This window comes from Kitasatospora indigofera, from assembly GCF_014655955.1.
In the GTDB taxonomy this organism is placed as follows: domain Bacteria; phylum Actinomycetota; class Actinomycetes; order Streptomycetales; family Streptomycetaceae; genus Kitasatospora; species Kitasatospora indigofera.
Window position 1 is genome coordinate 104,457 of record NZ_BNBO01000024.1, and the last position, 18,969, is coordinate 123,425.

At 73.6% G+C, this 18,969-nt stretch carries 18 protein-coding genes; 7 read left to right on the forward strand and 11 right to left on the reverse strand.

Features of this window, described 5'->3' with window-relative positions:
- Nucleotides 1–72: 72 nt before the first annotated feature.
- Complete coding sequence (locus tag IE329_RS21245) at nt 73–891, reverse strand: SDR family NAD(P)-dependent oxidoreductase (protein ID WP_190212520.1); 819 nt, start codon at nt 889–891, stop codon at nt 73–75.
- A 232-nt stretch (nt 892–1,123) separates the two neighbouring features.
- Between IE329_RS21245 and IE329_RS21250 the strand changes: the two genes are divergently transcribed.
- Nucleotides 1,124–1,993 carry a 3-hydroxybutyryl-CoA dehydrogenase gene (locus IE329_RS21250; protein WP_190212521.1) on the forward strand — a complete coding sequence of 290 codons (870 nt, stop codon included), beginning with the start codon at nt 1,124–1,126 and terminating at the stop codon, nt 1,991–1,993.
- A gap of 256 nt (nt 1,994–2,249) precedes the next feature.
- Nucleotides 2,250–2,372 (forward strand): hypothetical protein, encoded by a 123-nt coding sequence (locus tag IE329_RS41570; protein ID WP_268257306.1) that lies wholly within the window; start codon nt 2,250–2,252, stop codon nt 2,370–2,372.
- Nucleotides 2,373–2,825: 453 nt separating this feature from the next.
- On the opposite strand, the gene IE329_RS21255 is transcribed toward IE329_RS41570, so the two are convergent.
- From IE329_RS21255 to infC, 9 genes are all read right to left on the reverse strand, one after another.
- Nucleotides 2,826–3,557, reverse strand: coding sequence for a DUF7873 family protein (locus IE329_RS21255; protein ID WP_190212522.1), 732 nt, complete (start codon nt 3,555–3,557; stop codon nt 2,826–2,828).
- A gap of 156 nt (nt 3,558–3,713) precedes the next feature.
- Nucleotides 3,714–4,550: a chitosanase gene (locus IE329_RS21260; protein WP_190212523.1), complete on the reverse strand. Its 837-nt coding sequence runs from the start codon at nt 4,548–4,550 to the stop codon at nt 3,714–3,716.
- A gap of 430 nt (nt 4,551–4,980) precedes the next feature.
- On the reverse strand, nt 4,981–7,500 hold the full coding sequence (pheT, locus tag IE329_RS21265) for a phenylalanine--tRNA ligase subunit beta (RefSeq protein WP_190212524.1): 2,520 nt from the start codon (nt 7,498–7,500) through the stop codon (nt 4,981–4,983).
- Nucleotides 7,500–8,621 (reverse strand): phenylalanine--tRNA ligase subunit alpha, encoded by a 1,122-nt coding sequence (gene pheS / locus IE329_RS21270; protein ID WP_190212525.1) that lies wholly within the window; start codon nt 8,619–8,621, stop codon nt 7,500–7,502. The genes pheT and pheS overlap by 1 nt, the downstream gene beginning before the upstream one ends.
- Nucleotides 8,622–8,920: 299 nt before the next feature.
- The gene (locus tag IE329_RS21275) at nt 8,921–10,024 is read right to left on the reverse strand and encodes a sensor histidine kinase (RefSeq protein ID WP_190212526.1); all 1,104 of its coding nucleotides are present in this window, start codon (nt 10,022–10,024) and stop codon (nt 8,921–8,923) included.
- A 59-nt stretch (nt 10,025–10,083) separates the two neighbouring features.
- On the reverse strand, nt 10,084–10,950 hold the full coding sequence (locus IE329_RS21280; RefSeq protein ID WP_190212527.1) for a TrmH family RNA methyltransferase: 867 nt from the start codon (nt 10,948–10,950) through the stop codon (nt 10,084–10,086).
- Nucleotides 10,951–11,180: 230 nt separating this feature from the next.
- Nucleotides 11,181–11,576 carry a 50S ribosomal protein L20 gene (gene rplT, locus IE329_RS21285; RefSeq protein WP_073921538.1) on the reverse strand — a complete coding sequence of 132 codons (396 nt, stop codon included), beginning with the start codon at nt 11,574–11,576 and terminating at the stop codon, nt 11,181–11,183.
- A 103-nt stretch (nt 11,577–11,679) separates the two neighbouring features.
- Nucleotides 11,680–11,874, reverse strand: coding sequence for a 50S ribosomal protein L35 (gene rpmI, locus IE329_RS21290; RefSeq protein ID WP_073921539.1), 195 nt, complete (start codon nt 11,872–11,874; stop codon nt 11,680–11,682).
- Nucleotides 11,875–12,015: 141 nt separating this feature from the next.
- Nucleotides 12,016–12,747, reverse strand: coding sequence for a translation initiation factor IF-3 (infC, locus tag IE329_RS21295; RefSeq protein WP_190212543.1), 732 nt, complete (start codon nt 12,745–12,747; stop codon nt 12,016–12,018).
- Nucleotides 12,748–13,295: 548 nt separating this feature from the next.
- On the opposite strand from infC, the gene IE329_RS21300 reads away from it, so the two are divergent.
- Nucleotides 13,296–13,676 (forward strand): DUF1844 domain-containing protein, encoded by a 381-nt coding sequence (locus IE329_RS21300; RefSeq protein WP_073921541.1) that lies wholly within the window; start codon nt 13,296–13,298, stop codon nt 13,674–13,676.
- A gap of 137 nt (nt 13,677–13,813) precedes the next feature.
- Here the strand turns inward: IE329_RS21300 and IE329_RS21305 are convergent, their stop codons facing one another.
- Nucleotides 13,814–14,572, reverse strand: coding sequence for an SseB family protein (locus IE329_RS21305; RefSeq protein WP_190212528.1), 759 nt, complete (start codon nt 14,570–14,572; stop codon nt 13,814–13,816).
- A 93-nt stretch (nt 14,573–14,665) separates the two neighbouring features.
- Between IE329_RS21305 and IE329_RS21310 the strand changes: the two genes are divergently transcribed.
- The 4 genes from IE329_RS21310 (at nt 14,666) to IE329_RS21325 (ending at nt 18,889) form a co-directional block, all read left to right on the forward strand.
- On the forward strand, nt 14,666–15,664 hold the full coding sequence (locus IE329_RS21310) for a serine hydrolase (RefSeq protein WP_190212529.1): 999 nt from the start codon (nt 14,666–14,668) through the stop codon (nt 15,662–15,664).
- 50 nt (nt 15,665–15,714) lie between these two features.
- The gene (locus IE329_RS21315) at nt 15,715–16,968 is read left to right on the forward strand and encodes an amino acid deaminase/aldolase (protein ID WP_190212530.1); all 1,254 of its coding nucleotides are present in this window, start codon (nt 15,715–15,717) and stop codon (nt 16,966–16,968) included.
- 41 nt (nt 16,969–17,009) lie between these two features.
- A complete protein-coding gene (locus IE329_RS41575) occupies nt 17,010–17,480 on the forward strand; it encodes a hypothetical protein (RefSeq protein ID WP_190212531.1) in 471 nt (156 codons plus the stop codon).
- Nucleotides 17,481–17,989: 509 nt separating this feature from the next.
- Nucleotides 17,990–18,889 (forward strand): lytic polysaccharide monooxygenase auxiliary activity family 9 protein, encoded by a 900-nt coding sequence (locus IE329_RS21325; protein WP_190212532.1) that lies wholly within the window; start codon nt 17,990–17,992, stop codon nt 18,887–18,889.
- Nucleotides 18,890–18,969: the final 80 nt, after the last annotated feature.

Sequence of the window (18,969 nt, forward strand, 5' to 3'; positions counted from 1 at the left end):
ACGACCGACCGCCGATCGGCTGACGGCCGACCCGCTGAATCGCCGCCCGGGCTCCGGGCCCTCCGGCGGGCCTCAGGCCACCGGGTCGTCCGGGCCGTACGGCCGCAGCCGCAGCGTCCGGGCGTCCGACTCCCGGATCGCCTCGGCCCGGCCGACCAGCTCCTCCAGGTTGTCCCGTCCGACGTGGATGAACCGGCCGTGCAGCGCGTCGAAGCGCCCGCGGGCCGCGTCGACCGTGACGGCCACCATGTACGGGATGCTCCCCCAGGTCTTCATGTCCCTGAACATGGGCATCCCGGCGGTCATGTCGGTGGGCACCGCCCCGGGGCTGATGTCCAGCACCACCACCTGGTGGGCCGCGAGCGAGTCGGCGATGTTGTCGGAGAGCTGCAGCAGCGCGCCCTTGGAGGTGGCGTACGCGCTGTAGTTGCCGTCCGGGCGCAGCGCGAACCCGGAGTTGAGGTTGACCACCCGGCCGCGCCGGCGCTCGACCATGCCGGGCAGGACGCCGCGCAGCATGTTGAAGGGCCCGCGCAGGTTGGTCTCCACCACCTGCCACCACTGGGTGGGGTCGGCCTCCCAGACCGGCACCTCGGCGCGGTCGACCTGGCCGGCGTTGTTGATCAGCAGGTCGATCGGGCCGAGGTCGCGTTCGACCACCCGGACGGCCTCCCGGACGGCACCGAACCTGGTGACGTCCGCGGTCACCGCGACGCCCCGGGCACCGTGCCGCGCGCATTCCTTCAGGGTGTCGATCAGGGTCTGCTGGGTGCGGCCGAGCAGGCCCACCGACATGCCCTCCGCGGCGAGGCCGACGGCGAGCTCCCGGCCGATGCCCCGGCCGGCCCCCGTGATCAGCGCGACCTGGCCCACCAGCGATCCCGTCGGCATCCCTGCTCCCTCCTCGGCGTCACCGCATTGTGCCGCCGGGCCCGCGGCGCACCGCCCGGCCACACGGTCGGAGGTGATCCATCTCATCCGATCGGCCCAGTGCCGGAGCGGGTGGCTCACGCGGCCGTTCGGGGTAGTACCGTCGTCGGGGCGGCGCACCGGGCCACGACACCCGGTGGGCGGCCCGCTGAACAGGACGCTGGGCACCCCAGCACCACCGAAGGGCAAGTGAGTGAGCGACATCGCGCGCGTCGGAGTGATCGGCTGCGGTCTCATGGGTTCGGGCATCGCCGAGGTGTTCGCCCGGGCCGGACTGGACGTCCTGGTCGCGGAGGCGGGCAACGAGGCCCTGGAGCTCGGCCGGACCAGGCTGACCAACTCCCTGGACACGGCGGTCACCCGCGGGAAGCTGACCCCCGAGCAGCGCGACGACGCCCTCGCCCGGCTGGCGTTCACCACCGACCTGGCCGACTTCGCCGACCGCGACCTGGTGGTCGAGGCCGTCGCGGAGCGCGAGGACATCAAGGTCAAGATCTTCCAGACGCTGGACCAGGTGGTCGAGCGCCGGGACGCCATCCTCGCCTCCAACACCTCGTCCATCCCGATCGTGAAGCTGGCCGCCAGCACCTCGCGCCCGGAGCAGGTCATCGGCCTGCACTTCTTCAACCCGGCGCCGGTGCAGAAGCTGGTCGAGGTCATCCCGACCCTGACCACCTCCACCGAGACCACCGCCCGCGCCGAGGCCTTCGCCGTCCAGGTGCTCGGCAAGGAGCCGATCCGGGCCCGCGACCGGGCCGGGTTCGTGGTGAACGCCCTGCTGGTGCCGTACCTGCTGTCCGCGGTGCGGATGTTCGAGTCCGGGGTGGCCACCGCCTCCGACATCGACAAGGGCATGGAGGCCGGCTGCGCCCACCCGATGGGGCCGCTGCGCCTGTGCGACCTGATCGGCCTGGACACCATCGTCTCCATCGCCGAGTCGATGTACGACGAGTACAAGGAGCCGCTGTACGCCGCTCCCCCGCTGCTCTCCCGGATGGTCGACGCGGGCCTGCTCGGCCGCAAGTCCGGCCGCGGCTTCTACGACTACACCGCGAGCGCCTGACCCGCGCCCCGCTCACCCGCGTCCCCCGCGGACGCGAGCGGCCCGGCCGGACCGACGAGGTCCGGCCGGGCCGCTTCGGCGTTCCGGCGGCCGGCCGGCGGGGAGCGGGCGGGGAGATCCTTCCCGGGCCCCGCCGCGGAGCCGGTGAAACCCGTCGGACGGCGCGGCGTCCGGTTCTCGGTGGCGGCCAAGCCGCTGCCGCACCTCGCCCCCTCCGCCTGGCTGATGAGCGCGGCGGCGATCGCCCGGGGGCGCGGTGGCGGGCCGGGCGCTGGCCCGGCGGGTGCCGGAGCGCGGCGCGCGGCGGCTGGTGCTGCTGCTCGCGCTGGCCGGCGGGCTCGGCACGCTGGGCAAGGGACTCTGGGACCTGCGGCCCTGAGGCGCTCCGAACGGCCCCGGGCGGCGGCCCGCTCGGGCCGGGCGGCACGCGGGCCCCGGACATGGTGACGGGACCCGGGAGCGGTATCCGGCTCCCGAGCCCCTCGCTGCCACCCAATTGCTGTGCGCCAGCACGTTTAAGAGCGGTGGATCATTCTCATAGCGTCGTGCTCTGCCTTTGAACTACCGTGCCACGAAGAGGCACAGACGGGACTTGAACCCGCATCCGATGCTCTTGGTCCACCCTCGGTCGATCTGGCGCCCGGCGGCGAATACTGAGACTTGAGCGAGAATCTGAGTCTGATCGGGGCTGCCTCTACCCTTGGGCCACCCCGGCACGTGGTGCCAGGGGGAGGATTCGAACCTCCACCGTTACCCCTTCTTCAGCTTCAACGTCAGTTTCAGCTTTGCGCTTTCGCGCACCCCTCGCGCTCGACGAGGGGGGTTCATGGGGCTACCCGAAGAGGTAGCCGAACACCGCCTCGCCGACCCGCTGGTCGGTGACCTCGGTGCCGTTGGCCTCCTCGCGGGCGAACTGCACGGCCTGGCGGAGCTTCTCCACCCGCTCCACCAGCTCGTTCACCCGGCGGGCCGGCAGCGCGCCGGAGAACTTCACGGTCGTCCAGTACCCGACCGGGATGTCCTCGTAGTAGACCTCGACCTGGGCCGGGTGCTTCTCGGTGGCCTCGGCCTTCACGTGGTTGCGCGGGACCTTCTTGGTGCGGATGGTGCGCACCGGGTCGGTCTTCCAGGCGTCGGTGGAGGCGTCCAGGCTCCAGGCCTCGGAGGCGTCCAGGACCGGCAGCTTGCGGACGAAGGTGTGCAGGTCGGTGAGCTGCTTCTCCAGGAAGAGCAGGTACGTGACGGGCACGTCGGCCAGCAGGGTCCGGCCCTCCAGCACGACGTCGGCGCGGGCCGAGCAGTTGGCCCAGTCCTTGGTGGCCGTGACGTCGAACAGCCGGGTGAGGGTGGTGGCGGTGGTCCGCAGGATGTCCTCGGCCTGGGCCTGCACCCGGGTCGACTCGGGCGGCAGTTGCTCGCCCTCCTCGTCCTTCGGCTGGTACGTCCGGGAGATCCCGGCCAGCAGGGCGGGCTTCTGCAGGCTCTGGTGAGCCTGCGTCAATTCCTGGAAGGACTTGGACTTGACGCCCTTTTCGACGGCGATGATCTGATTCAGCTTTGCCACGCTCCGGAAGCTATCAGCCGGGAGCCGCGCTGTCGTTCGATTATCCGGAGCCGCCCCGGGGCGGGAGACTCGCCCCGGGACGCGAGGCCCGGCCCGGGGCGGGAACGACCGCGGGGGCGGCCCGTCCGGGCCGCCCCCGCGTCACAGCAGCCGGACTCAGCTGTTGATGGCGTAGCTGTCGCCGTAGACCTTCCACTTCAGCGGCGGGTTCAGGTCGAAGTTCTTGGCGTTGAGGAAGACCCGCTGCTCGGTGTCGACACGGCTGGTGTCGGAGTGCGCCTCCTCGGTCTTCATCGCGGCCTTGCGGGCGTCCAGGAAGGCGTTGAGGTAGGTGGCCTCGTCGCCGCCCTGGGCGGGGGTCTTGGCCTTCTTCATGGCGGCCTTGCGGATGCCGCCGAAGCTGACCGCGTCGGTGCCGGGGCCGTGCATCACGATGGCGTCGTAGTAGGCGAACTGGCCCAGCGCGCGCAGGCCGTCGGCCTTGGCCTGGCTGACCGCGGGGGTGAAGTAGACGCGGTCGCGCTCGTCGTTCTGGGCCGTCTGGAAGACGGTGTCCTTGGCGGCGGTGGCCCAGTCCTTCTCGAAGGCGGTGCCGAGGCCGGTGTGCGACTCGGTGCCGTTGACCTTCTTCAGCGCGGGGAGGTACTTGGCGAGGACGTTGCCCGGCTTGAGGTCGGTGTAGTGCTGGACCAGGTCGAGCATGTCGCCGGTGCCGGAGCAGAAGCCGATGATGCCGGCGGTGTAGCCTCGGCCGTCACCGATGTCCTCGATGTACTTGTACTGCGCCTTCCAGTCCAGCGAGGAGTTCTCCGCGCTGGACACCAGCTGCATGGCGATGTCCTTCTTGTGCGCGTCGTCGAGGCCGACGGCGGCGGCCGACACGACGGTGGCCGTGGCCGCCGCGTGGCTGACGCTCGCGGCGGCGATGCTGGCCGGCGCGGCGACCAGGATCGCCGCGAGGGCGATGCGGACGGTCCGGTTCTGGGGCTTCATGTGACGCTCCGTCTTCTGTCGACGCCGTCGGAGGTGCCGGCGCTTCGGGGGGAGGTCGAGGCGCGGGCATGGGGGTGCCCGATTGCTCTCGTTAGGAAACTTTCCTAACTGATTCAAGCGCTCATCTCCCCCGCACCGCAAGGGCCTTGCGGAGATCTTCTGCGGGCGGCCCCGGTGACGACCGGGCCCGGCGCGGCCGCGACGGGGGGAAAGGGCAGCTCAGGGCGGCCGGCGGGGGGTCACGGACGGCGATGCGGCCGACATCCGCCACCGTCACCCCTGCTCGACATGGCGTGAACCTGCCAGCATAGGTCCGCCGTCACCGCCACCGTCACCGGCGGCGCCCGCCGGCCCGCCCGCCCGGCGGATGCGAAAGGCCCCGCTCCCGGACCCTTGGTCCGGGAGCGGGGCCCCTGTCGGCCGTACCGGCTCAGACGCCGCGCAGCACGGCGCCCGTACGGGCCACCGCCTCGGCCACCGCGGCCTCGCGGGCCGCCGTCGCCTCGTCGGCGGTCAGCGTGCGGTCGACGGCCCGGAAACGCAGCGCGTACGCGAGCGACTTCTTGCCCTCACCGACCTGCTCACCGGTGAAGACGTCGAACAGCCGGATGGCCTCCAGCAGTTCGCCGGCGCCGGCCCGCAGCGCGGCCTCCACGTCGGCGGCCGGCACGGCGGAGTCGACGATCAGCGCGACGTCCTGGGTGGCCACCGGGTAGGCGGACACCGTCGGGCCGGTGACCCGCTCGGCGCCGTCGGCGGTCAGCAGGTCGAGGTCGATCTGCATCGCGCTGGTGCGGTCCGGCAGGCCGAGGGCCTTGACCACCCGCGGGTGCAGCTCACCCGCGTGGCCGACCACCCGGTCGGTGCCCGCGACCAGCAGCTCGGCGCAGCGGCCCGGGTGCCAGGGCATCAGCTGGCCCTGGCGGACGGTCAGTTCGACACCGGCCGCGCGGGCCACCGTGCGGCCCGCCTCGACGGCGTCCGCCCAGCCGGCCTGCGCACCCTTGCCCCACCAGCCGGAGGGCAGCCGCTCGCCGGCCAGCGCGACGGCGACCCGGCGCGGCTGGTCCGGCAGGGCGGCGTCCAGCTCGGCGAGCTCCGCCTCGGTCGGGCGGCGGTCCACGGCCGGGCGCGGCGCGACGGACAGCTCGTCCTTCGGCAGGAAGACGGTGCCCGTCTCGTAGATCGCCAGGTCGGTGTTGCCGCGGCCGACGTTGCGGCGCAGCGCCCCGAGCAGGCCCGGCAGCAGCGTGGTGCGCAGCGCCGGCTCCTCGTCGTTGAGCGGGTTGACCAGCTTCACCGTACGGCGGCGCCGGTCGTCCTTCTCCAGGCCGAGCGCGTCGAAGGCGGCCTCGCCGACGAACGGGTAGTTGTTGACCTCGACGTAGCCGGCGGCGGCCAGCGCGACGCCGACCCGGCGGTGCATCCGCTGGGCCTCGGTCAGGCCCTTGCCCGGCGGCACGGTGGGCATCCGGGCGGGGACGTTGTCGTACCCCTCCAGCCGGATGACCTCCTCGACGAGGTCGTACGGGTCGGTGAGGTCGGGGCGCCAGGTCGGCGGGGTGACCTCCAGGACGTCGGCGCCCGCGACGGAGCAGCCCACCTCCTGCAGGCGCCGGGCGACCGTCTCGCGGCCGTACACGGTGCCGGCCACCCGGTCGGGCAGGTCCGCCGCGATGGTGATGGTGCGCAGCGGGTGCGGGGCCGCGATGTCGGTGACCCCGGCCTCGGCGGTGCCCCCCGCGATCAGGACCAGCAGGTCCACGGCGCGCTGGGCGGCGGCGCGGGCGGCCTCCGGGTCGACGCCGCGCTCGAAGCGCTTGGACGCCTCGGAGGGCAGCTTGTGCCGCTTGGCGGTGCGCGCGACCGAGACGGAGTCGAAGTGCGCCGCCTCGATGATCACCTCGGTGGAGCCGGTGGACTCGCCGGTCTCCGGGTCCAGGACGGCGTCCAGGATCTCGGTGCTGGCCCCGCCCATGACGCCGGCCAGGCCGATCGGGCCGGAGTTGTCGCAGATCAGCAGGTCCTCGGCGGACAGCTTGCGCTTGACGCCGTCGAGGGTGGTGAGCAGCTCGCCCTCCTGCGCCCGGCGGACCTGGATCGGGCCGTCGACACGGCCCCGGTCGTAGGCGTGCAGGGGCTGGCCGACCTCCAGCATCACGTAGTTCGTGATGTCGACGGTCAGCGAGATCGGGCGGATGCCGGCCTTCTGCAGGCGGCGCTGCAGCCAGATCGGCGACTTGGCGCCCGGGTCGATGCCGACGACCGTACGGGCGACGAAGCGGTCGCAGCCCACCGGGTCGGCGACCTTCACCAGGTAGCCGTAGCTGTTGGCCGGCGGCACGTCCAGCAGCGCCGGGTCGGCGAGCGGCAGCCCGTACGCGGCGGCGGCCTCACGGGCGACGCCGCGCATCGAGAGGCAGTAGCCGCGGTCGGGGGTGACGGCGATGTCCAGCACCTCGTCGACCAGCTGGAGCAGCTCGATCGCGTCGGTGCCGGGCTCGTACTCCGGCGGGAGCACGATGATGCCGTTGTGGTCGTCGCCCATGCCCAGCTCGCGGGCGGAGCAGATCATGCCGGCCGAGGTGTGGCCGTAGGTCTGCCGCGCGGCGATCGGGAACGGGCCGGGCAGCACGGCGCCCGGCAGCACGACGACGACCTTGTCGCCGACGGCGAAGTTGGTCGCGCCGCAGACGATCTCCTGCGGCTCGCCGGTGCCGTTGGCGTCGCCGACGTTGACGAAGCAGTGCCGGATCGGCTTCTTGAAGCCGGACAGCTCCTCGATGGACAGCACCTGGCCGACCACCAGCGGACCCTTGAGGTCGCCGTTCAGCTGCTCGACGGTCTCGACCTCGAGGCCGGCGCGGACCAGCCGGGCCGCCACGTCACGGCCGGTCTCGCCCGCCGGCAGGTCGACGTACTCACGCAGCCAGGAAAGCGGGACGCGCATCAGATCTCCATCCCGAACGGGAGGGTGAAGCGCACGTCACCCTCGACCATGTCGCGCATGTCGGCGACGCTGTGGCGGTTCATCAGGATTCGCTCCAGGCCGAGGCCGAAGGCGAACCCGCTGTAGCGGTTCGGGTCGACACCGGCGGCGATCAGGACGCGCGGGTTGACCACGCCGCAGCCGCCGAGCTCGATCCAGCCCTCGGAGGAGCAGGTGCGGCAGGGGCGGTCCGGGTTGCCGATGCTCTCGCCGCGGCAGACGAAGCACTGCAGGTCGATCTCGGCGCTCGGCTCCGTGAACGGGAAGTACGAGGGCCGCCAGCGCAGCTCCAGGCCGTCGCCGATGAGCTTGGCGACGAGCAGCTCGATGGTGCCCTTGAGGTCGGCGAAGGTGATGCCCTCGTCCACCGCCAGGCCCTCCAGCTGCCGGAAGACCGGGGTGTGGGTGGCGTCCAGCTCGTCCGTCCGGTAGACCCGGCCGGGACAGATCACGTAGACCGGGGGCTCGCGGTCGAGCATGCTGCGGATCTGGACCGGGGAGGTCTGGGTGCGCAGCACCACGCCGGAGTCGGCGGAGCCGTCCGGGGCCTGGACGAAGAAGGTGTCCTGCATCGACCGGGCGGGGTGGTCCGGGCCCAGGTTGAGGGCGTCGAAGTTGAGCCACTCCGCCTCGACCTCAGGACCCTCGGCGACCTCGTAGCCCATCGCGACGAAGGTGTCCTCGATGCGCTCCGCGAGGGTGGTGAGCGGGTGCCGGGCGCCGCGCGGTGCGCGGTCGAACGGCAGGGTGACGTCCACCGCCTCCTCGACCAGCACGCGGGCGTCGCGCTCCGCCTCCAGCTCGCCCTGGCGCCGGGCCAGGGCCTGGTTGACGGCGCCGCGCGCCTGCCCGATCAGCTTGCCCGCCGCCGCCTTGGCGTGCGGCGGGAGGGCGCCGATCTCGCGGTTGGCGAGGGACAGCGCGGAGCGGTCGCCGGTGTGGGCGACCTTGGCCTGCTTGAGCTCGTCGAGGGAGCCCGCCGCGGCGAAGGCCGCCAGGGCCTCGTCGCGGGCCCGCTCGACCTCTTCGGGCTTGAGTGCCTCGACCTCTACCGGGTCGTACGACTTATTGGGTGCCGACATCTCTATCTTTCCCGTGCTCCTGCTCGTCCGTGCTCAGGTAATGGGGCTGTTCCCGCCTCTGCGGTACGCCCGGCGTGGCCGGGGCGCGGGCAGCCGGTCCCCGCAGGTGGAGGTGGGTGTCCGCGGCTCGGCCGCGCAGGGCGTCCCCTACGACGCCAAGGGTCGAGTGTAGTCGCCTGCCCACGGGGATCGGCTCGCCCGGGCGTGGGGCCGGGTCGCCCGGGCGGGGCCGCGTCGCCGGGCCGTCGGGCGCCGGGGGCTTGGTGTGGTGGCCCGCCGGGCCGGTCCGCCGATGCTGGTTACAGCATGAAGTCGGGGACGCCGGCGGGCAGGATAAATCGGAACCGGGCGCCGCCGCCGGGCGCGCGGTCCACCCGGATCGAGCCGCCGTGGGCCTCGACGATGCCCTTGACGATGTAGAGGCCGAGGCCGGTGCCGCCGCGCTTGCTGCCGCGCCAGAAGCGGGTGAAGACGCGCGGCATGGACTCCTCGGGGATGCCTCCGCCTTCGTCGCTCACGGTGACCGCTGTGCCTTCCAGGACTCGGGGCGGGGTGCCGGGGCGCTCCCAGACGGGTGCCTCGACGACCTCTTTGGCCGGTGCCACTTCGATCGTGACAGTTCCCTCGCCGTGGCGCACCGCATTTTCCAGCAGGTTGCCGAGCACCTGGTCGACCTTGTCGGGGTCGGCCCAGAGCTGGGTGAGCGGTTCGGTGATCCGGATGTCGAAGCGGTCCTCGGGGATGCCCGCCGCGACCTTGCCGTCCACGTGCCGGCGCACGGCGGCCGCGAGGTCGACCACCTGCTTGCGGACCTCCAGCCGGCCGGCGTCGATCCGGGAGATGTCCAGCAGCTCGGCGATCAGCCGGGTGACCCGGTCGGCGTCCGCGTCCACCGTCTCCAGCATCAGGCGCTTCTGGCCGTCGGTGAACCGCTCCCACTTGGCCAGCAGGGTCGCGGTGAACCCCTTGACGCTGGTGAGCGGGGAGCGCAGCTCGTGCGCGACGGTGGCGATCAGCTCGGCGTGGCTGCGCTCGGTGCGGCGGCGCTCCTCGGTGCCGCGCAGCGCGATCACCACCCGCAGCAGCGCGCCGCACGGGCGCTCGCGGACGTACCGGGCGGAGACCAGCACCTCACGGCCGCCGGGCAGCAGCAGGTTCCGCTCGGGCTGGCCGGTGCGGGTGGCCAGCCCGCCGTACGGGTCGGTGAGCTGCCACCAGCGGCGCCCGTCGAGGTCCTCCAGCGGGAGCGCGGCCGCCAGCGGGCTGCCGAGGGCGGCGCCCGGGGCGATGCCGGTGAGGCGCGTGGCGGCGCTGTTGAAGCACACCACCCGGCCGTCGGCGCCCGCGATCACCAGCCCGTCGGGCAGGTCGTCCGGATCGAGCTCTGCCCCGCTGCCGGCCATGGGTGTCCTCCCCGATTACCCACCGTGTACTTCCCCCCACCGGAGTGACCCTAGCGTCCCTACCCCTGTGCGCGACACCCTCCGGGCGAGCGCTGGGCCCGGGCGGAGGCATAGAGGCAGACGGCGGCGGCCGTGGCGAGGTTGAGGCTCTCGGCGTGCCCGTGGATGGGCACGCGCACCACCTCGTCGGCGAGCGCGCGGGTCTCCTCCGGCAGACCCCAGGCCTCGTTGCCGAACACCCACGCGCCGGGCGCGCCCAGGGTGCCCTCGTCGAGCTCCTGGTCGAGGTCGCGCTCCCCCGCGCCGTCGGCGGCGAGCACCCGCACGCCGGCCTCGCGGAGCCGTCCGACCGCCTCCTCGACCGGGACGCCGACGGCGACCGGGAGGTGGAACAGGCTGCCGACCGAGGCCCGCACGGCCTTGGGGTTGTACAGGTCCACCGAGGCGTCGGTCAGCACCACGGCGTCCGCGCCGGCGGCGTCGGCGGTGCGCAGCACGGTGCCGGCGTTGCCGGGGTCGCGGACGTGGGCCAGCACGGCGACCAGCCGGGGCCGGGCGCGCAGCACGTCCTCGAAGGGGGTGTCGATGAAGCGGCAGAGCGCCACGATGCCCTGCGGGGTGACGGTGTCGCAGATCTCCGCGATCACCTCGTCGGTGGCGGTGAGCACCGGCAGTCCCTCGGCGCGGGCGGCGTCGACGATGTCGGCGTGCCGGCCGGCGGCCTCCTGGGTGAGGTAGATCTCGACCACCGCGTGCTCGGACGTGCCCGGCAGCTGCCCGTACGCGACGGCCTCGCGGACGGCCTGCGGGCCCTCGGCGAGGAAGCGGCGCTCCTTGGTGCGCTGGTTGCGCCTGGCCAGCCGGCGGGCGGCGACGACGCGGGGCGAGCGCAGGGAGGTCAGCAGGGGGAGGTCGGTGCTCTGCATGGTCTCGTCTCCGGGCAGGGTTGCCGTGGGAGGCGCGCGCCGGGCGGGCGGGCGCCGTCGGATGCGGTCGGACGCCCCTCGGCGGCCCGTCTCCGGGCAGGGGTGACCCGCCCGCGGGCGGCGGTGGGCCCCGGGTGCGGCCTCGGGTGAAAGCGAATCGGACCCGCAGGAGCGTGCCTGCGGGTCCGATCGGTGAGCTACGCGGTGCCGGGGCACCTGATCCGGGAGGATCAGGCGGCGTCGGCGGCGGCCCGGGGGGCGTTGACGTCGGTCGGCAGCGCCTTCTGGGCCACCTCGACGAGCGACGCGAAGACGGCCGGGTCGTTGACGGCCAGGTCGGCCAGCATCTTGCGGTCGATCTCGACGTTGGCGGCCTTCAGACCCTGGACGAAGCGGTTGTAGGTGATGCCGTTGGCACGGGCCGCAGCGTTGATGCGCTGGATCCAGAGCTGACGGAAGTCGCCCTTGCGCTTCTTCCGGTCGTTGTAGTTGTAGACGAGCGAGTGGGTGACCTGCTCCTTGGCCTTGCGGTACAGGCGCGACCGCTGGCCGCGGTAACCGCTGGCCCGCTCGAGGATGACCCGGCGCTTCTTGTGGGCGTTTACTGCCCGCTTGACGCGTGCCACTTCATTACTCCTTGGATTGGACCACGGACTACTTCACGTGGTCCGTCTTTCGAATGGGTCGGGAAGGATCAGCTGGTCCCACGGCGTGGCCGCGGGAGGGCGATCACTTGCCGAGAAGCTTCTTGACCTTCTTGGCATCGGCCGGAGCGACCACGACCGTCCCGGCGAGCTTGCGGGTCAGGGTCGAGGGCTTGTGCTCGAGCAGGTGGCGACGGCCGGCACGCTCGCGCAGCACCTTCCCGGAGCCACTAATCTTGAAGCGCTTGCTGGCGCCGCTGTGCGTCTTTTGCTTCGGCATGTCGCCGTCTCTCCTCGTCGGTCCCGTTCCTGCCCGCGCGGTGATGCCGCGCGGGCAGGCACTGGATTGATCTGTGGTGGCCGGGCGGGTGCCCCGCCACCTTGGTGACCGGTCCTCCCGGACGGTCCCGAACCCTGGGGCTCAGGCGTCCTGGGAGACCTCGGTCGGCTGCTCGACCTCGGCGTCGGTCTCGTCCGCGTCCTCGGCGTCGTCGGCCTCGTCGGCCTCCGCCTCGGCTGCGGCGTTCTCGGCCTCAAGCGCTGCGTCGTCGTCCGCGGCGGCGTCGGGGCCGGTGTTGCGGCCCTGACGCTCGGCCTTACGGGCGTCCGCGATCGCGCGGGCCTCGGCCATCGCCTCGGTCTTCTTCTTGTGCGGGCCAAGCACCATGATCATGTTACGGCCGTCCTGCTTGGCCGAGGACTCCACGAAGCCCAGGTCCTGGACGTCGTTCGCCAGCCGCTGCAGCAGTCGGAAGCCCAGCTCGGGGCGCGACTGCTCACGACCGCGGAACATGATCGTGATCTTGACCTTGTCGCCCTGCTTGAGGAACCGGACGACGTGACCCTTCTTGGTGTCATAGTCGTGCGGGTCGATCTTCGGCCGGAGCTTCATCTCCTTGATGACCGTGTGCGCCTGGTTCTTGCGCGCCTCACGGGCCTTCATGGCCGACTCGTACTTGAACTTGCCGTAGTCCATGAGCTTGCACACCGGCGGCCGGGCGGTCGCCGCGACCTCGACGAGGTCGAGGTCGTACTCCTGCGCGAGCTCCAGCGCCTTGGCAAGCGGCACGATGCCGACCTGCTCGCCGCTGGGACCGACGAGTCGCACCTCGGGGACGCGAATCCGGTCGTTGATGCGGGGCTCGGTGCTGATGGGGCCTCCTTGGTTGCACCTTTTCCGATGCGGCCGTCGGACGGCGGTCGCACGTAGTGGACTCGACCACTGGGCGGGGCTTCATTCGTGCTGCGCTGCCCACTCGCTGGTTGGCTGCACGCACCGCGACACGAAAAAAGCCCCGCTCGGTACAAGCGGGGCTCCACACATCCGGGGGCGACGCCCTGGTGAGGGACGTTGCTGGCGACTGCACGCCCTGCGGCGTACGTCGCGGACCGGGACCCGTCGACCGCGAGGCCGATCAGGTGGGAGACTTTCGCGGTTGCCCTCTCGGGCCTCCTGGGTGGAGCCTCCACTTGCTGGCCGGGGACCCTTGCGGGTTCCTGGCCGGTCAGTCTCGAAGCATACAGCGTTTGCCCGGCCATGGGTATTCCGCCCTCCCCCGGCCGCCGCCGCGCGGTGCGGCCGGCCCCAGCCAGGGCCGCCCCGGAGCGCCCGCCGGGCGCCACCCCGGCCCGCGCGGGTCCCGCTCGCCCCCTTGTACGCTCCCTTGTGTACGTACACCGGCACGACGGAGTGAGTCCCCCTTGAGCAGCGAGCCCACCGACACCAACGCCTCCGAGGACGAAGGGGCGATCGGCTTCGACGACCTCACCCGTGACATCGCCGAGGTCCCGGCCGTCGAGGTGATCACCACCGTGGCGGTGCACCTGATGAGCGCGGCCGCCGTGAAGTGCGGCCTCGCCGAGGGCGGCGCCGCGGACAAGGACCTCGACGAGGCCCGCAAGCTGATCACCGCGCTGGCCGGCCTGGTGACGGCGGGCGCCCCCGAGATCAGCAACTTCCACGCCGCCCCGCTGCGGGACGGCCTGAAGTCGCTCCAGCTGGCCTTCCGCGAGGCCTCGCTGGTGCCGGACGCCCCGGGCGCCGGCCCCGGCGAGAAGTTCACCGGGCCCGTCTACTCCTGAGCCGCGCCCGGCCCGGACGCCGCGATGCCCCCGAGCGGTCCTGCCCTCGGGGGCATCGGCACGTCCGGGGGCGGCGCGTCCGGGCGCGGTGTCCCGGGCGCGGTGTCCCGGGCGCTGCCCGGGCCGGGAGGTGCGCCTCAGCGCCGGTAGAGGGGCTCCTGGGGCAGTTCCGCCCGCAGCAGCGCCAGCTCCAGCCCGCGGTCCAGGCGGACCCGCAGCACCGGGTCGCCGACCAGCGCCGCGACCAGCCGGTCGACCGTGGCCCGCAGCTCGCCCTCCGCGGTGTCCGGGGCCAGCACCAGCGCCAGCGTCCCGTCCCCCGCCCCGCCCGCGCCCAGGTACCCGGTGACCACCGACGGCTCCGCCGCCAGCACCCGGCGCACGGCCTCCCGCACCTCGGGGTCGGCCGGCGGCGGCAGGTACTCCCGGTTCTCCGCCACGGCCCGCATCCGCGCACCGGTCAGCTGGTACGTCACCGGACCCGCCGGGTCGATCAGCAGGGTGTCCGCCCGCTCCGCGTAGGCGGCGAGGACGGCCTGCGGCGCCGCCACCGGGGCCGGGCGGGCGTCCGCGCGCCAGCGGGCCAGGGTCTCCAGCGAGGTGAAGGCGGGCAGCGCCCGCCGGCCGTCGGCGGCCTCGATCACCGGGACGGCCATGTCGCTGGTCTTCTCGTGCCGCAGGCCCCGCTCGTCGGTCCCGACCTCGCCGAGCAGGGCCACGATCGGGACCATCAGGCGGCTGGGCGTCAGCGCGACCAGCACCTCGCGCTCGGCGGACGGGTCCGGCCGCTCCGCGGACCTGTCCCGCGACCAGCGGTCGAGCGCCCGGGTGAGGGCGGGGTCGGCGGTGCCGTCGTCGTCGGCGAAACCTGGGTTCGGAATGTTCTTGCGGTCCACCCGGCGAGCCTATGCCACCACCCGGTCGGCTCTCTCAGCGCGCGTTCACCGCGGGCTCATGCTTCCCCCAGCCGCGAGCGCCACCATGGAGGCATGAGCCCCCGACACCGCGCCCGCCGGCGACGGCACCGCCCGCTGCGGACCGGCCTGTTCACCCTCGTCGCGGCGGTCGCCGCCGCCGTCGCGCTGACGCTGGGCACGGGCGGCGGGCAGCTGGTGGCCCGCCCCTCCGCCACCGCGCCCGCGGTGGGCACCGGCAGTCCGTCCGCGACGGCCGCCGCCCTGCCCGGGGCGAGCACCCGGGCGGCGCGGACGGTCGGGCAGGCGGTGGCCGACGCCGGGGCGGACGCGGAGGGCGCGGTGGCGGTCTCGGTGCTGGACCTCGGCTCCGGGGTCACGGCCGGCTCGGAGCTGCCGGGGCCCGACGCGACCGGTGCCGCCGGTTCCGCTCCCGCGGCCGACGCGGAAGGCGACGCCACGGGCGGCCACGCGTTCATCACCGCCAGCATCGTGAAGGCGGACATCCTGGCGGCCCTGCTCCGGCAGTCCGGCACCGCCCTGGGCGCCGCCCAGCGGGCCCAGGCCGAGGCGATGATCGAGCAGAGCGACAACGACGCCGCCGGCGAGCTCTACGAGGCGATCGGCGGGGCGGACGGGCTCGACGAGGCCAACCGGGCCTTCGGCCTGACCGGGACGACGGCCGGCCGCGACGGCTACTGGGGCCTCACCACCACCACGACCGAGGACCAGCTCCGGCTGCTCCGGGTGATCTTCACCGACGACTCGCCGCTCGACGCCGACGACCGCGCCTACCTCCAGGACCTGATGGGCCTGATAGCGCAGGACCAGGCCTGGGGGGTCTCCGCCGCGGCCGGCCCGGACGGCACCGCGAAGCTCAAGAACGGCTGGCTGTCCCGCAGCGCCGACGGCCTCTGGGCGGTCAACAGCATCGGCCTGGTCACCCGCGACGGGCACGACCTGCTGGTGGCCGTGCTGTCGGACGGGAACAGCACCGAGGAGAGCGGCATCGGCCTGGTGGAGTCGGTGGCGGTGGCGGCGGTGGAAGCACTGGTCGGCGGCGGCACGGATTGACCGCCCCATGGCCCTACCCACCGGTAGGCCCGGTGTGGCAGTCTGCGGCCATGGCCAAGCCCGAAGCCCCCGCCCGTACCGTCGCGCCCGCGAGCCCCGGGCCGGCGGGGCCGTCACCCACCGCCGACCGCGCCCGGTACGACCGGGCCACCGCCCACCTGGACGCCCCGGTGGCGATCGTCGACCTGGCGGCCTTCGACGCCAACGCCGACGACCTGGTCCGCCGGGCGGCCGGCAAGCCCGTCCGGGTGGCCAGCAAGTCGGTGCGCTGCCGGGCCCTGCTGGAGCGGGTCCTGGCCCGGGACGGCTTCGCCGGGATCATGAGCTTCACCCTGGAGGAGTCGCTCTGGCTCGCGCGGGCCGGCTTCGAGGACATCCTGCTCGCCTACCCGTCCGCCGACCGGGCCGGCTACGCCGAGCTGACCGCCGACGCCGCCCTCGCCGGCGCGGTGACCGTCCTGGTGGACGACCCCGCCCAGCTGGACCTGATCGACCGCTCCCGGGGCGGCACCCAGGAGGTCAGGGTCTGCCTGGAGCTGGACACCTCGTTGGAGCTGCTCGGCGGCAGGATCCGGGTCGGCGCCCGGCGCTCGCCGCTGCGCACCCCCGACGAGCTGGGCGCGCTCGCCGAACTGGTGCAGCGGCGCCCGGGGTTCCGGGTGGTCGGTCTGATGGCCTACGAAGGGCACATCGCGGGGGTCGGCGACAGCGTCGCCGGGCGCCCGCTGCGTTCGCGGATGATCCGGCTGATGCAGGCGAAGGCGCGCACCGAACTGGCCTCGCGGCGGGCCGCGGTGGTGCGCCGGCTGCGGGAGGTCGCGGACCTGGAGTTCGTCAACGGGGGCGGCACCGGCAGCGTGGAGTCGACCGTCGCCGAACGGGCGGTCACCGAGGTGGCGGCCGGGTCCGGCCTGTACGTGCCGCGGCTGTTCGACAACTACCGCGCCTTCCACGGCCGCCCGGCCGCGCTGTTCGCCCAGCCGGTGGTGCGCCGGCCCGGCCTCGGGGTGGTGACGGTGCTCGGCGGCGGCTACCCCGCCTCCGGCCCCGCGGGCGCGGACCGCTCCCCCGTCCCCCACCTGCCGGCCGGGCTCTCGTACGACCCGATGGAGGGCGCCGGCGAGGTGCAGACGCCGCTGCTCGGCGCGGCGGCCGACGACCTGCTGATCGGCGACCGGGTGTGGTTCCGGCACGCCAAGGCGGGCGAGTTGTGCGAGCGCTTCGCCGAGCTGCACCTGATCGAGGGCGACCGGGTGGTGCGCAGCGTGCCGACCTACCGCGGCGAGGGGAAGACCTTCCTCTGACCCGCCGCTCCGGTGGCCTCCGTTGCCCTACCGTGGTGCGGGTGCACACGGGCGAGGGGACGGGGGCTGCCGTGGAGGCGGAGATCGTGGCGTTGGCGACGTCGGGGGCGACGACGCTGGTCGGACTGATGGCCACCGACGCCTGGACCCAGGCGCGGAGCAGGTTCGCCGTGCTGCTGGGCCGGGGCCGCACCGACCGGGACGCCCTCGTGGGGGACTTGGACGAGGCCCGGGCGGAGCTCGTCCGGGCGCGGGAGGCCGGGGACGACGCGGCGGCCGGGGAGGCCGCCGCCGAATGGCGCGGCCGGCTGCGCCGGGTGCTCCGCGACGACCCCGCCGCGGTGGCCGAACTGCAGGAGATCCTGGCGGAGTTCAGCCCGCAGGCGGTGGAGCCGGTGCGCGCGGAGGTGCACAACTCGATCAGCGGCACCGTGGGCACCGCGGTGATGGGCAGGGACCTGAGCAACTTCACGATCGGCGCGCCCGCGCCGCGCCCGCGGCGCGGGCGGTAGCCGGTTCGAGCGGTAGCCGGGCCGGGCGCCGGGCGCGGTCACCGGTGGATGCGGCGCGGGACGGCCGGGCTGTCTGAAGCCGCCCTCAGCCGGGCATTAAGAGGACCTCAAGCGGGAACCGCGCGGACGCCGTTCCGGCCGCCCGCCGCAGGGCGCCACCCGCACCCGGCGCGGGCCGCCGGACCGCCCGGCGGCCGCCTCGCCGGCCCCGCCCGGCGCACCGCCCTGACGGACAACTCCGTTCACCAGCAGGAACGTTGGGCGAAGCTCCGGCGGTCCCGCCAGTCGTCCCGGCGCAGCTCCTCGCCGTGGAGCACCGGCCGCCGCACGGGCCGGCGCGGCCCCGCGGCCTTCTCCCGCCGATGGCGAACAACCGTCAGAAACTGTCCAGCGCTGGGCTATTGCCACCTGGTCCAGACCAATCATACGCTCGGGCCAAGGTCGCGACCTCGGGCAGACGTGCCCGTCCCCCACATCGTTCGACCTCGAAGCACCGTCAAGGAGTCCCCATGTCGCTCCACCGCAGAGCGCTCGCGCTCGGCGTCGTCGGATCCACCGTGCTGCTCACCGCCCTCACCTCGGCCGGCACCGCCGGCGCGCACGGCTCGATGTCCAACCCGGTCAGCCGGGTGGCGGCCTGTTTCGCCGAAGGCCCCGAGCACCCGCAGTCCCAGGTGTGCAAGGACCTCGTCGCGCAGAGCGGCACCCAGCCGCTCTACGACTGGAACGAGGTCAACATCGCCAACGCCAACGGCCAGCACCAGGCACTCATCCCGGACGGCAAGCTCTGCTCGGCCAACCGCGACAAGTACAAGGCCCTCGACATGGCCCGCACCGACTGGCCGGCCACCGCCGTCGCCGCGGGGCCGTACAACTTCAAGTTCCGGGTCACCGCGGCGCACATCGGCCTGATGACCGTCTACATCACCAAGGTCGGTTACGACCCGACCAAGCCGCTGAAGTGGTCCGACCTCGACCCGACCCCGGTCGCCCAGACCCAGGTGACCCGGACCGCGACGGACGGGTTCTACAACTTCACCGGCAACCTGCCGCAGCGCACCGGCCGCCAGCTGCTCTACATGACCTGGCAGCGCAGCGACAGCCCCGAGGCGTTCTACAGCTGCTCGGACGTGGACTTCGCCGCCGCGCAGCCGAAGCTCGCCGCCGCCCCGGCGGCCCCGTCGGACCAGCAGATCGCCGCGGCCGCGGCGAAGTCCACCGTCGACCACTACGGCCACGGCGGGGACACCGCCCCGGACGCGCCCGCCGTCCAGGCCCAGGCGGCCGCCGTCGGCGGCAGCTCGCAGGCCGGCCCGCTGATGCTGGCCGGTGCCGTCGCGGTCAGCGCCGGCTGGGGTGCGCTGGTGCTCCGCCGCCGCCGCGCCGACGCCGCCCGCACCGCGGCCTGACCTGGCCCGGCAGCGGGCCCTCGGGCACCTGCCGGACAGCGCCGGACGCCGGACGGCCGGCCCGCCCCCGTACTTCCGGG

Bases quoted from the DNA above. Each gene is read 5' to 3' on its own strand.
- IE329_RS21245 (WP_190212520.1), bottom strand. From the start codon at position 891: ATGCCGACGGGATCGCTGGTGGGCCAGGTCGCGCTGATCACGGGGGCC.
- IE329_RS21260 (WP_190212523.1), bottom strand. From the start codon at position 4,550: ATGAAGCCCCAGAACCGGACCGTCCGCATCGCCCTCGCGGCGATCCTG.
- pheT (WP_190212524.1), bottom strand. From the start codon at position 7,500: ATGCGCGTCCCGCTTTCCTGGCTGCGTGAGTACGTCGACCTGCCGGCG.
- pheS (WP_190212525.1), bottom strand. From the start codon at position 8,621: ATGTCGGCACCCAATAAGTCGTACGACCCGGTAGAGGTCGAGGCACTC.
- IE329_RS21275 (WP_190212526.1), bottom strand. From the start codon at position 10,024: ATGGCCGGCAGCGGGGCAGAGCTCGATCCGGACGACCTGCCCGACGGG.
- IE329_RS21280 (WP_190212527.1), bottom strand. From the start codon at position 10,950: ATGCAGAGCACCGACCTCCCCCTGCTGACCTCCCTGCGCTCGCCCCGC.
- rpmI (WP_073921539.1), bottom strand. From the start codon at position 11,874: ATGCCGAAGCAAAAGACGCACAGCGGCGCCAGCAAGCGCTTCAAGATT.
- IE329_RS21310 (WP_190212529.1), top strand. From the start codon at position 14,666: ATGAGCCCCCGACACCGCGCCCGCCGGCGACGGCACCGCCCGCTGCGG.
- IE329_RS21315 (WP_190212530.1), top strand. From the start codon at position 15,715: ATGGCCAAGCCCGAAGCCCCCGCCCGTACCGTCGCGCCCGCGAGCCCC.
- IE329_RS21325 (WP_190212532.1), top strand. From the start codon at position 17,990: ATGTCGCTCCACCGCAGAGCGCTCGCGCTCGGCGTCGTCGGATCCACC.